We start from the raw sequence: 12,467 nt of genomic DNA, 5'->3' as shown, positions 1-12,467 counted from the left end.
TTTCACCTTTTGAATCAACGTGCGTAAAATATAACGGCAATGACGATTGCCGTTTAGATACGAAAGTATTGTTTGAAGTATTGTTTAGGGGACCTACGGCAACAAGCCCAGCTCGCGGGCGCGGACTACGGCTTCGGTGCGGCTTTTTGCCTGCAACTTGCCAAAGATACGCAGATTATGACCCTTGACCGTGCTCACTGCCAGGAAAAGTTTCTGGCCGATCTCATCATTTGAAAGTCCATCGGCAACGAGGCGCAATACTTCCAACTCACGCTCGCTCAACGGGTCGATCAGCGGCTGCGAGTTGACAGGCTCAGGTTTTGTTTTGCCAAAGGCACTCAGTAATTTTTGGATGTAATTCTCGAGTCTTTCATCTACATGTGAATGACTTAACGCTGTCAGTAACTTTGCCATTGACTTGCCTTCATTCACGAAAAAGCGGAAGTAGCCTTCTGGTTCCGCCAGAGTCAATGCACGCTTCAAGGATTCGAGCGCTTGAGATGATTCTCCATGCGCGTGAAAAGCGAATGCCTGCACCATGAGGATCTCAATCATGCTGCCCATTCGTTTTGCGTTTTCGGCTGTTTGTAAAAGGCGTGATAACAATCTTAACGCATCTTGAATCTTCGCTTCTGATGCAGTGCTTTGATGTTCAGCAATCAGCACCCGCGCCAATGTGATGTGTTCGTACTCACGTAAATAACCGAGTTCATCATTAACTTTAATTCCACATTCGCGCACCCAATCTTGCGCCTTGGGTAATTGTCCCTGCTTGAGATATATGCGCGCCTTCAGTGCTTCAACAGGACGAGTATTGGGAATGGGTGTGTTGATATACAAGCGGCTGGCTTCATCAAGAAACTCCAGCGCAACATCCAAGTCACCCTCAAATTCTTTCAGCCGGGCTTGGGCAAGACTCTTGCGATACGGAAAATCCACGAGGGTTGATTGCCGTCCCAACTCTGTGCTTTGATGAAAATATTGTGCGGCAGATTTATCATTCCCCATTTCATGATGCAGCAACGCCAGCCCCAAATGGTGATGGGCTATGATTTGATTCACTTCACTGCCGTGTGATGCAGCAAAGTTTCAACGACTGTTCATAAGTCCGCAGTGCTTCGCGCAGATGTCCCTGCGCAGTAAGGATCTCCGCCTTGCCTGCCTCGCTGGCAATCGAAAAAATAAAATTGCCAGCCTTCAATGAACTATCGATCCAATCACTCATGGATTTGCATGCTGCATCCAAATCACCGTTTGCCCAATACGAGCCGCCCAGTATCGCTGCGGCTCCAGCGCGTATGAATTCATCCCCGGCAGGGGCGAGCTTGATCGCCATCTCCGCATACTTGATCGTAGCGGAAAAATCGAGCTGCGTCTGTGCGTTGTAAGCGCGGGCAAAAGCAATTCTTGCTGGCAATGTTTGAATCTCTTTTTCATCCATAAACTTCATATCAGCGGATGAACCTTCGAGACACAACTCAGCATCCCGCAAATGGGACTCACTGGACTCTACATCGCCCACATCCATGAATGCCCAGGCGATCTGCACACACAACACAGGATAAGAGCGGATCAGACTCTCTGGTAGCTGCTTCACCCACCCAAGCCAGACAGCCGACTGAAAGCTTTGATTCATACCCTGCCAGAATTTTTCAGCCAGTCTGGCTGCACGGTTGAAATCTTTAGCTGCGATGGCATGTTGAAATGCTTCAGCCTCTTCACCATTTTGTTCATACCATTCACTAGCGCGGACGTGATATTTAGCGATCTCTTCGGGCTTCAAGTTTTGTCCCTGCCGCTGACGGAGCAGATCCCCAAAGAGATGATGATAGCGATACCAATGCCGTTCGTTATCAAGAGCAACAATAAAGAGATTGGCGCGTTCTAAAGATTCCAGTGTCTCCTGTCCGGGAACATTGGAATCGAGTAATACCGCATCGCAAAGCGGACCACACAAGCGGTTGAGAATGGATGTCTGTAATAGAAAAGCTTGAATATTTTCGGGTTGTTGGTGCAATACTTCTTCAAGTAGATAATCCAGCACGAAATGATGGGCGCCGGTAAAAGATCGGATAAAGCCAGCCGTATCTTGCGCAGCGTGTCCCTGCATGGAGAGTGCGGCCAGTTGCAGGCCAGCGACCCAGCCTTCGGTTCGGGCTTCGAGCGTAGCAATATCTTCCGCCGAAAGATTCAATCCCATCACATGGTTGAGAAAGTCCGCGGCTTCGGATGTGGTACAACGCAGATCAACAGCGCGTAATTCAGTGAGTTGATTACGAACGCGCAGACGAGCCAGAGGCAGCGGTGGGTCTTCACGAGTGGCGATCACCAAATGCATATGTTGCGGCTGGTGTTCTATGAGAAAGTTAATCGCTTGATCCACCGATTTGGAGTCCAGCATATGGTAATCATCAAGGACGAGGATGAAGTCGTCGGGGATGGTGTCTACTTCATTAATCAGAGTTGTCAGAAGTGATTCGATGGATGGCGGTTGAATTTGTAAAGCATGGAGCGTACCCAATACACCTTCTCCAATATTTGGCACAATCGTCTGCAAAGCAGCGATGATATATGTCAGAAAGCGTATTAGATCATTATCCCCTTCATCCAATGATATCCAGGCGGTCGGCCTCTCGCACCCAGCGATCCATTCGCTGACCAATGTGGTTTTGCCAAAGCCGGCAGGCGCAGAGATAATGATGAGTTTATGTGAGAAAGAAAGTCCCTCGTTTAGCCGCTCGATCAGACGGGAGCGAACAACAACGTTGGGCCGAGATGAGGGAATATAAAGCTTCGTGGCTAAAACTGCCTTGGGCATAAAGTCATTATAAGGCTAACGTCCAAGAATTTGTCAGTTTCTCAGACAAGCGAAACGCCAAAGTTGTCATGCCAGGGCAATCATATAATATACACAAGTTTGAGCAAGCTCCGCATGCTGACAGTCAATCAGCCACAGGGTAGTTAAGTTGCCCCACAGAAACAAACAAAACGCAGACTATCAAATGGTAGTCTGCGTTAATGTTAAAGCTATAACGTCACACTAATTACCCCAGCGCGGCATAAATCATATATACGGGTATAAATTTAGACCTGCTTGGACTATGCCGCAGGACTAAGGTTCGTTAAGCCTGCATCTGATCCGGGATTTTAACGCTTCTCAAAATTTATTTCGCGGTTCTTGTCGCTCCTCTTCATTTTGAGAAGCGACTTATTTCAATTCTGCGACACCTGTCTGTAAATTTTCTAGTATCCCTCTAATTTCGCTTCTTGGTTATTGAGCTTGTCAATGGTCTGACCTAATGCAGTGGGAGAGGGGATGAATTGTGGGATTATAACCAGCAGTTCCTATTATATGGCGAGCCCCTTGAACTGGCTCAAATACAAGTGATGGAAGAAACCCTTCGCCTCCAGCAACTGCTGATGGGTACCTTGCTCAATGATCTCGCCATCACGAATGACGATGATCCGGTCCGCATCACGGATGGTGGACAGGCGGTGGGCGATGACAAAACTGGTACGTCCCTGCATCAGGCGCAGCAGGGCTTTTTGGATCCTCGCCTCGGTGCGCGTGTCCACGCTGGAGGTGGCTTCATCGAGGATGAGGATGCTTGGATCAGCAAGAACAGCGCGGGTGATGGAGAGCAATTGGCGTTGTCCCTGGCTGAGGTTGCTGGCGCGTTCTGAAAGTTTGGTTTGATATCCCTGCGACATTTGTTGGATGAAATGGTCAGCATCTGCCAGTTTGGCGGCTTCGATGCATTCTTCGTCGGTGGCGTCGAGCCGCCCGTAGCGGATATTTTCCATAACGGTGTCGCCGAACAGGTAGGTGTCCTGCAGTACAATACCAAGTTTTTGACGCAGATCATCCTTGGAGATCTCACCGATGTCACACCCGTCGATGGTGATGCTGCCGGAGTTGACTTCGTAGAAGCGAGTCAGCAGATTGATAATGGTGGTTTTGCCTGCACCCGTGGGACCCACCAATGCAATCGTCTGCCCGGCTTTGGCTTCGAGGGTCATGTTCTTGATGATGAGCTGATCGGGGTGATAGCCGAAAGAGACGTCAGTGAAGTGGACTTCTCCTTTAACAGGAACAGGCAAGGGGGAGTCTGATGCGGTGTCTGCTTCTGAAGGCATGTCGATCACTTCGAAGACTCGTTCCGCTCCCGCTAGCGCCGCTTGAATGGAGTTGTACATGTTTGCCAGTTGGCGCAGGGGCGAGATGAAATTCTGGGCATAGGCGATGAAGGTCGCGATCATCCCCACCGTCGCCAGACCTTGCAGAGCCAGATACCCACCAAGACCTACCAGAACGATAACGAAGAAATTACCAAGCACATTGGTGAGCGGCATCAGCATGAGCGCGTACGTGTTGGCGTACACACCTGCGGCATACACCTTTTGATTGCTGGCACGGAAGCGTTCAATGGAAGACTCGCTGCGACGAAACGCCTTGACCACGCGCTGACCGCTGATGGATTCTTCCATGATGCCGTTGATCTCGCCAAGTTCTTTTTGCAGATCGCGGAATCCTTTGCGGGTATAGCGGGCGATGAAGTTTGTGAACCAGAACATGATCGGCACCACGAGCAAGGCGGCTATCGCCAGCCACGGGTTGAGCAGGAACATGGCGATCACAATGCCCACCAGGGAAAGCACGCTTGCCACAAGCGAGATCACGTTTTGCGACACAGCTTGATTGATGGCGTCAATATCGTTCGTGAGACGGCTCATCAGCTCTCCAGCGGTGTGCTGATCGAAGAAGGCGACAGTTAATTTTTGAAGATGTTCGAAGAGGTCGCGGCGTAGACGGCGCAGCGCATCCTGTGAGATGCGTGCCATCAGCCAACTGGATGCGGCTTGAAAGGCATTGTCGAAAAGATAAGCGGCCAAAAGCAGAAGCGCCAATGACTGCAGACCATCGAGCTTTTTGGCGGAAATATACTGGTCGATGGCGCGCCCGATCAAATAGGGTTCGAGCAAGCCGAGAGAAATATAAACGAGCACAAAGACCAGCACCAACGCCAGCGTGAATGTATACGGGCTGAGATACTGCACCAGGCGCGACAAGGCGCGGTTCGGGTTGCCGGCTTTCTCAATGCGCCCGGGCTGCATCGGTCCGCGACCCATCGCGGCACGGATGGTTTGCATGTTCGAGCGGGCGGGAGGAGTTTGGTTGCTCATGCCGCCTCCAACTTCACGCCGTCGCCCAATTGCGAATCATAGATTTCCTGATAGACCGCACTGGTTCGCATCAACTCACTGTGCGTGCCCTGCGCCACAATTTTGCCTTCGTCCACCACCAGGATCTTATCGGCGTGCAACACCGTACTGATGCGCTGCGCCACAACAAAACTTGTGCTGTCCTGTAGCCACGATTTCATGGCATCCTGAATCTTGGTTTCAGTTTCCACATCCACGGAACTGGTGCTGTCATCGAGGATCAAAACCGCGGGTCGTAGCAACAAGGCGCGGGCGATGGCGAGGCGTTGTTTTTGTCCGCCTGAAAGATTGACACCGCGTTCTTCCACGCGCGTGTCGTATCCGTTCGGCAGGTTCATAATGAAATCATGCGCCTGTGCCGCCTGTGCGGCAGCGATCACTTCCTCTTCACTTGCGCTGGATCTGCCATAACGGATGTTGTCACGTACCGAGCCAGAGAACAGGATCGTCTCCTGCGGCACGATGCCTACATCCAGCAGCAGATCGCTTTGGCGCACATCGCGCACGTCCACACCATTCCAGGTGATTTTTCCAGATGTCACATCATAAAAACGCGGTACCAAATTGACGATGGATGATTTGCCTGCGCCGGTCGCACCGAGGATGGCGACCGTCTGTCCGGGCTCTGCGACGAAGTCCACGCGGTTCAATACCAGCCCATCGTTGATCCCGTTATAGTGAAAGTCTACTCCCTCAAAGCGGATCCGCTTCGCGCGCCCTTCAGGCAGCTTCTGCGGCTCGGGCACATCCTGCACTTCAGGGATGGTCTCCAGCACTTCATTGATGCGTTCCGCTGATGCGCTTGCCGCGGCAACAACATTTGCCAGCATGACCATGATGCCCAGCGGACCCATGGTGGTGTGCAGGTAATTGATGAAAGCTACGATCTGTCCTACGGAGACATCCCCTTGCACCGACTGAATACCGCCTGCCCAAATGACGATCACCATGCCGAGGTTAACGAAGACACTCATCGCAGGCGAAAGCGTTGCCATGAAGCGCATGACATGGGTATTGCGATCGGCATAGTCTTCGTTGACGACCGCAAAGCGGCTGCCCTCATGCTTCTCGCGCACAAAGGATTTGACCAAGCGTACCCCGGCAATGTTTTCCTGCAAGACCGTGTTCAGCTTATCCAATTTCTTTTGGATGGTCATGAATAACGGTCCCATGCGCGAGACGAAAAAGATGATGACGATCGAGGTGGCTAACAGGACCGGCAGGATCATCAAAGCCAGCCGGCTGTCGGTGACGAACATCAGGATGATGCTGCCGATCATCAGCAGGGGCGCACGTGTCCCGATGCGCAACGCAACTTGCACCATGCGTTGAAAAGCAGTCGTGTCACTGGAGAGGCGCACCATCAACTGCCCGGTGTTGAGATGGTCGAGGTTTCCGAACGAGAACGACTGGATCTTGAGAAACAACGCTTCCCGCAGGTCGCGTGCCACACTCTCCCCCACTTGAATCGAAAACAGATTGTTTGCCAGCGCAAACAGAGTCTGCAGTACCGAGATGACGAGCATCCAAATAGTGGTGGTAATGACCACCTGCATATTCCTGCCGTTGATCCCCTGATCGATCACACGTTGGATCAGGCGCGGCAGGGTCAGGTCCATGACGACAACGGAGAGCAGCAAAAGGAGCGACACGAGACTGCGCCGCCAATACGGTTCAATAAAATAGAGAAGTTTTTTGATCTGGGACATAAATATCGACTAGTCAAGCATTTTCTTCATGGCGTCCATCGCCCTTGCAATGGTTTCCAATTCGGTCGCGGAGAGTTTTTTCATCCGTTCTTTCATCCATTGGCGTGTTTCCTTGAATACGGAATCCAATAACGCGTTACCCTCGCTGGTCAGGGTCAATTCCACATAGCGGCGGTCGTTCAGGCTTTGGGTGCGTGTTAACAGTCCTTTTTTCACGAGAGCATCCACTGCCTGGCTGATCGCCGGACGGCTGATGTTCTTGGCGGTCGCCAATTCGCTGATGGACATGCCTTTGCGCACGAAACGCAAAACATGGAATTGTTCGACTGTGACGTCGAAATTGCTCGTCGCTGTAACGCGAATATAGGAGCGGACGAAATTCCAAAGGGACGGGACAGTTTCCCAAAAACCGTCCAGGGCTTGCTCTCTTAATCGATCGGATTGGGTCATCGAAACCTTCCAATATATATAATTTTATTAATAGTTAAGTATTGAAACTATTTTATGTTTTCATCCACAGGTTGTCAAGGGACTTCAATCAAACGACTCACGATCCCTGCTTGACCAAATTGACATCCACATCAATATCCCACGCGAGGACAATGAAAAACTTAGCGGTGATAGGTTGGGTGAAATAGAGAATCAGATCGCAACTGGGAAGCAAATACCATCATTGGCATCTAAAAAGCGCATATGACAAAAATTAACTAAATTGGGATTTTGTTCAATTGTTATTCGGGGAAAAAAACGCTATAATGATTGAGAAAAAAATCACAAAACAAGGTCATGCCCGCTCAAAGCAAAAATCGTGATTCTTCTCTATTTCTTTTATGGCTTGGCGTTTGAAGGTCTGGGGCTTGCCGCGTATTTGCAGTTAAGGCGAGAGGGAGATTTTCCACTAAAAAAGGAGCTGCCGTGGCTGGCTTCTTTTGGCATTGTTGGAGGCGTCGCCGGTTGGGTCGATATGTTCCTGACCAGTGGCACACTCGCTGAGATATCAAGCATCTTGAGCATTGTTCGCATCATCGTCCACCTCCTGACTGGATTACTGCTGTTAAGATTTGGCTGGGGAATGCTCAATAACCTAAACCCTCTCCCCGCTTGGAGCATATTCATCCCTGGGATATTGATCGTCCCGATTGCATTCGTCATCACATATGCGGTGACGACGTTCATCACGCCTTCCCCCATCGAGATCCCGATCGAAATCTGGACCCGCTACCTGCTCTATATGCCGGGCAGTTTCCTCGCTGGTATCGGGTTTCTGCGTCAATGGTACGCACAGCGGAAGTTGGGTCTTTATGATGTTTCCAATTTGATGCTTGGAGCAGGGCTGGCATTCCTCTTTGAAGCTGTGGTGATGGGGTTGATCGTCCTAGCCGCGCCCTATGGACCTGTTTCTTATTACAACTATGACCGTGTGATCCATAACGCTTTCAGCGGGGAGAGAATTGAAGTCAGCGAACAATATGGTCTGACTGCCTGGCTGGACTATCAAAGCGTCCTCAATACCACAGGGATCCCGATCGAGATCTGGCGCTTGCTCTCCGCAGTGATCGTCACCTATTTCGTTGTGAAAGCGTTGGATGTCTTCGAAGCTATTCGCAAACGTCAGGTGCGCGCGCTGCAAGAGGATCGTGACCGCGCCCAGTGGGAGGCGTTCGAGGCTCAGATCCTTGCGCGTCAGACCACTGAGAACTGGACGAATGCGCTGATCAACATCAGCCGCCGCATTGCCGAACTCGAACACGTGGATGATATCCTCGTCTACATTGTGGATACCGTCCACCAATTGCTACGGACAAATTTCGTCGGCGTGGCGATCCAAAATCAGGAAAATTCAAGCCTCGAATTAAAATGCTATTCGAACAGCAGGAGTATCCATCTGGTGGCGAATGTCTCCGTAGCCGTCACCAATCCTCTCATCCTGGATGTGATGCGAAGCTCGAACTCCTATCTTTCACAGGGTAGCGAAGCAGTCGAGATGTTCGATGGCATTTGTTTTTTCACAAACGAACTGGCGAGAGCCGCAGTCATCGTCCCCTTGAAACTGGAAAACACGAATATTGGCGCACTGTGGATCGCGCGCTTTGAAGACGATCCGTTCTCTGAAACGGACATGATCTGGCTTGAGAGTATGGCGGACCAGGTCGCGATTGCCATCCAGCATGGGTTGATGACATCCCAACTTCAATCATTATCCATCGTTCAGGAACGCGGGCGCATTGCGCGCGAAATGCACGATGGTCTGGCGCAAGTACTCGGATATTTGAACCTGCAAACCCAAACACTTGGCTCTCTATTGAAACAGGGCAAGGTCGAAAAACTACAAGATGAACTGACGCAGATGCGGCAGGCAATTCAGACCGCACATGCAGATGTACGCGAGAACATTTTGAGTCTGCGGACAACGCTTGCGCAGGAAAAGGGATTGGATGCTGCTGCGGAAGAATATCTGACCGAATTCGGCATTCAAATGGGTATTAAGACCAAGTTCGCTTTCCAGGTGGAAGGCGATTTGAATCTTTCCTCTGTCGCTGAGGTTCAGCTTGTTTGCATTTTGCAGGAGGCGTTGACGAATATCCGAAAGCACGCCCAGGCTCTAGAGGTAAAAGTGTCGATCAGGAAGGAAAATCATGGGGGAGGCGATCATATCCACATGCAGGTCATGGATGATGGAATTGGCTTCCGGGCTGCAGGCACGAAGCGCAACTTCGGCTTGCAAACGATGCGAGAGCGGGCAGAAAGCGTGGGCGGGCAGTTGAACATCAAGTCTGGCAATGGGAATGGTACGAGTATCGAGTGTTTGCTACCCTGCCTCCAGCCGGAGAGATTACAAAAGCAAAGCGTGGTGCTCCATTGAGAACCATATATTTTGAAATGAAAGAACTGGCATGAACGTCCGCGAATGGGCTTTACCTGTTTACACGATCCTGATGCAATTGGCAGTTGGCGCATTTGCCATTCTATGGCTGATCCGCTATCTGGCTGGGTCGAAATTCAGCGTACAGGAGATCGACCGCATCATCAGCAATCCAATATTAGTGATCGCCTTCACGGCAGTGGTCGCCATGGGCGGCGCGCATTTCCATTTAAGCAAACCGTTTCACTCTTATCTGGCGGTGTTGAACTTCAAATCATCGTGGTTGAGCCGGGAAATCGTATTCTCGCTGCTGTTCTTTATGTCAACGATGAGCGTGCTGTATCTAACCTATTTTCAAACCCACCGCCGCAGCTTGATCACCGGGCTGGGCTGGCTGGCGATCATGTTTGGCTCCGTCCTTATCTATTGCATGGCTCGCATTTATCTGATCCCAACCCAGGTGGCATGGAATTCCCCCACAGTCGTCCTGTCATTTTACACAACGACTCTTCTTTTGGGCATCATGGCAATTGCCTGTCTGATGGTGTTGGATTTGAAATTTTCAGAGATCAAGAAAGAAAATGACGTGGAACTGAGGACCCAGGTGCTTCGCAATTCAATGGGGGATTGACCATTCTTACGGTTGCGCTGGTCGCCTTGAATATAGCGATCACGTTCATCCAGATCCGTCTCCTTGCTCAGGGAGACTTGACCGCCCGCACAAGCCTGAGTCTGCTTGTAGAGCTTTACCTGCCATTATTCGTAATGCGGATGGTCATTCTCGTCTATGCATCCATATCACTTGCAGTTTCTGTTGTGAGGATGTACAGGCTGCAAACCACTCCGCAGGGTTTGATGTCGCCGGTATATCTTTCCTGCCTGTTGATACTCGTGGGAGAGATCATCGGGCGCTTCCTGTTTTACGCCACACATATCCGTGTGGGATTATAAAAACCAAATGGTGAAAGAATGACAATCAAAGTTTTAATAGCAGACGACCATAAATTATTCCGCCAAGGGTTGATCGGCTTGATGAAGACCCGTGAAGACTTGGTCGAAGTCATCGGAGAGGCAGAGACGGGCGAGGAAGCCATCCAATTGGCGGAGAAATTACATCCTGACGTGATCCTGATGGATATCTACATGCCGAAACTGGATGGTCTCCAGGCTGCAAAGGAGATCCATCGCCGGTTCCCTCAAATTGCAGTGGTCATGTTGACCTCCTCAGAACGGGACGGTCACCTGTATGAAGCGGCACAACTCGGCGTAGCCGGGTATTTATTGAAGAGCCTGGACGCGAACGAACTATTCGACCTTTTGCACGGAGTGACCAACGGTGAACCAGCGATGACGCGCACCATGGCATCGAAACTGCTCAAGAGCGTTGCGAACCGCATCGCAGATGAAGATAAAGGCGAACAATCCCTGACCGAACGGGAACTGTTCGTGCTGCGTCTGGTCGCCAGCGGAGCCAGCAACCAGGAAATCGCGGACAAACTGATGATCTCTGTCAACACCGTTAAGAGTCATATCAAGAATATTTTGGAAAAGCTACAGCTTGATAACCGCACGCAAGCCGCCACCTATGCTGTCAAGCATGGATTGGTCTCACCGCGCGATAGTTGATCTCCCACCACAATCAAAGAATATATTCAGCCTATTGTCGGTTTTTGGCTTCTCTTTGTCCTTGCCGGACAAGGGCTGAATATAGAATTCCCGAAAGGAAGTAAACATCGAAAATGACACACATATTCACCAGGAAACAAATATTGATCGGTCTCCTTATTGTTCTTTTGACCGGTTGTAATGGTATGGATAAAAATACCGCAACCCTAACGGCGCAAGCTCCTACACCGCAGCCAACTCCGACAGTCCCCCTCCCCTCCCAGACCCCGGATCTACGCTATTTGTCGGATATTGAAAATATATGGGGACAAAGCCCGCACGGGCAAAAGGGAAATGAGGTCCATTGCGATGTCTGTCATCGTACAGAGAATGGGATTATGACAAACGAGGTCGTCTGGCTGAATCAGAACAGCGGGCAATATGAGTCTGTCAATGATTACAGCGACCTGTGCAGTAATTGTCATGAAGGATATGACCATGCCGAAACCGCTCATAAAAACTTCACCTGCCTGGAATGTCACGACCACCACAGCACAGGGGCTGCATGTCTAGACTGCCATAAACAAATCGAGAAAGCATCATTGCAGGTTCCAGCCACGCCGATCAGCGACCATACCAACGGCACGGATACGTTGTGCAATGGTTCAGGCTGTCATTCCATGGCTACTCAAGTCGCCGAAGGTCCATTCTCGATCCACGGAGCACAGCATACAAACGTAACCTGTCCAGCCTGCCATGACGCGGAAGGTCTACAAGTTGGACCGCTGCAGGATGGCAGTGTCTGGGTCTCCTGGAGCAGTTCCTGGTTTGATAAAAATACAGTCACCCCCTTTTATTCCCACAACCTTCAATATCAAGTGGATTGCAAGCGTTGTCACTACGAAAATAACCCCTGGGGCTTACATTCCGAAGAAAGCTCCCAAACCGGAAACTAATTATTATCTCACCCGAAAGGATGAGTGAAGAGTACTCCAATTGGCGATGAATTGTACCGGGCTGGATGTTATTCTAATCGTGAATAAATACACAAACCCGACTGAAGCAGC

The 12,467-nt window shown here is 50.5% G+C and carries 10 protein-coding genes; 5 read left to right on the top strand and 5 right to left on the bottom strand.

Annotated features, from left to right (window positions below):
- Positions 1 to 93: 93 nt before the first annotated feature.
- The 5 genes from IPL71_RS20655 to IPL71_RS20635 form a co-directional block, all read right to left on the bottom strand.
- Entirely contained in the window at positions 94 to 1,062 is a 969-nt protein-coding gene (locus IPL71_RS20655; protein ID WP_345324897.1) for a LuxR C-terminal-related transcriptional regulator, read from the bottom strand.
- Position 1,063: 1 nt separating this feature from the next.
- A complete protein-coding gene (locus IPL71_RS20650) occupies positions 1,064 to 2,818 on the bottom strand; it encodes a winged helix-turn-helix domain-containing protein (RefSeq protein ID WP_345324895.1) in 1,755 nt (584 codons plus the stop codon).
- 530 nt (positions 2,819 to 3,348) lie between these two features.
- Positions 3,349 to 5,184, bottom strand: coding sequence for an ABC transporter ATP-binding protein (locus tag IPL71_RS20645; RefSeq protein WP_345324893.1), 1,836 nt, complete (start codon positions 5,182 to 5,184; stop codon positions 3,349 to 3,351).
- The gene (locus IPL71_RS20640) at positions 5,181 to 6,932 is read right to left on the bottom strand and encodes an ABC transporter ATP-binding protein (protein WP_345324891.1); all 1,752 of its coding nucleotides are present in this window, start codon (positions 6,930 to 6,932) and stop codon (positions 5,181 to 5,183) included. Before IPL71_RS20640 ends, IPL71_RS20645 begins: the two co-directional genes overlap by 4 nt.
- Before the next feature lie 9 nt (positions 6,933 to 6,941).
- Positions 6,942 to 7,382: a MarR family winged helix-turn-helix transcriptional regulator gene (locus IPL71_RS20635; RefSeq protein WP_345324889.1), complete on the bottom strand. Its 441-nt coding sequence runs from the start codon at positions 7,380 to 7,382 to the stop codon at positions 6,942 to 6,944.
- A gap of 358 nt (positions 7,383 to 7,740) precedes the next feature.
- Between IPL71_RS20635 and IPL71_RS20630 the strand changes: the two genes are divergently transcribed.
- From IPL71_RS20630 to IPL71_RS20610, 5 genes are all read left to right on the top strand, one after another.
- Positions 7,741 to 9,795, top strand: a complete 2,055-nt coding sequence (locus IPL71_RS20630) for a GAF domain-containing sensor histidine kinase (protein ID WP_345324888.1) — start codon at positions 7,741 to 7,743, stop codon at positions 9,793 to 9,795.
- Between the two features lie 31 nt (positions 9,796 to 9,826).
- Positions 9,827 to 10,426: a dimethyl sulfoxide reductase anchor subunit family protein gene (locus IPL71_RS20625; RefSeq protein ID WP_345324886.1), complete on the top strand. Its 600-nt coding sequence runs from the start codon at positions 9,827 to 9,829 to the stop codon at positions 10,424 to 10,426.
- Entirely contained in the window at positions 10,423 to 10,746 is a 324-nt protein-coding gene (locus IPL71_RS20620) for a hypothetical protein (RefSeq protein WP_345324885.1), read from the top strand. The genes IPL71_RS20625 and IPL71_RS20620 overlap by 4 nt, the downstream gene beginning before the upstream one ends.
- 18 nt (positions 10,747 to 10,764) lie before the next feature.
- The gene (locus IPL71_RS20615) at positions 10,765 to 11,421 is read left to right on the top strand and encodes a response regulator (protein WP_345324884.1); all 657 of its coding nucleotides are present in this window, start codon (positions 10,765 to 10,767) and stop codon (positions 11,419 to 11,421) included.
- A 377-nt stretch (positions 11,422 to 11,798) separates the two neighbouring features.
- Positions 11,799 to 12,356, top strand: coding sequence for a hypothetical protein (locus IPL71_RS20610; protein ID WP_345324882.1), 558 nt, complete (start codon positions 11,799 to 11,801; stop codon positions 12,354 to 12,356).
- The last annotated feature ends 111 nt before the right edge of the window (positions 12,357 to 12,467 follow it).

Origin of the sequence: Candidatus Villigracilis proximus (genome assembly GCF_016717045.1) — a bacterium.
Classification (GTDB): Bacteria; Chloroflexota; Anaerolineae; order Anaerolineales; family Villigracilaceae; genus Villigracilis; species Villigracilis proximus.
The sequence above is the reverse complement of the archived record's forward strand: the minus strand, read 5'-3'. Positions and strand labels throughout refer to the sequence as shown.

What these genes read in the sequence shown, in the direction of transcription:
- IPL71_RS20645 (WP_345324893.1), bottom strand. Translation starts at nt 5,184, where the DNA reads ATGAGCAACCAAACTCCTCCCGCCCGCTCGAACATGCAAACCATCCGT.
- IPL71_RS20635 (WP_345324889.1), bottom strand. Translation starts at nt 7,382, where the DNA reads ATGACCCAATCCGATCGATTAAGAGAGCAAGCCCTGGACGGTTTTTGG.
- IPL71_RS20640 (WP_345324891.1), bottom strand. Translation starts at nt 6,932, where the DNA reads ATGTCCCAGATCAAAAAACTTCTCTATTTTATTGAACCGTATTGGCGG.
- IPL71_RS20625 (WP_345324886.1), top strand. Translation starts at nt 9,827, where the DNA reads ATGAACGTCCGCGAATGGGCTTTACCTGTTTACACGATCCTGATGCAA.
- IPL71_RS20610 (WP_345324882.1), top strand. Translation starts at nt 11,799, where the DNA reads ATGACAAACGAGGTCGTCTGGCTGAATCAGAACAGCGGGCAATATGAG.
- IPL71_RS20650 (WP_345324895.1), bottom strand. Translation starts at nt 2,818, where the DNA reads ATGCCCAAGGCAGTTTTAGCCACGAAGCTTTATATTCCCTCATCTCGG.
- IPL71_RS20615 (WP_345324884.1), top strand. Translation starts at nt 10,765, where the DNA reads ATGACAATCAAAGTTTTAATAGCAGACGACCATAAATTATTCCGCCAA.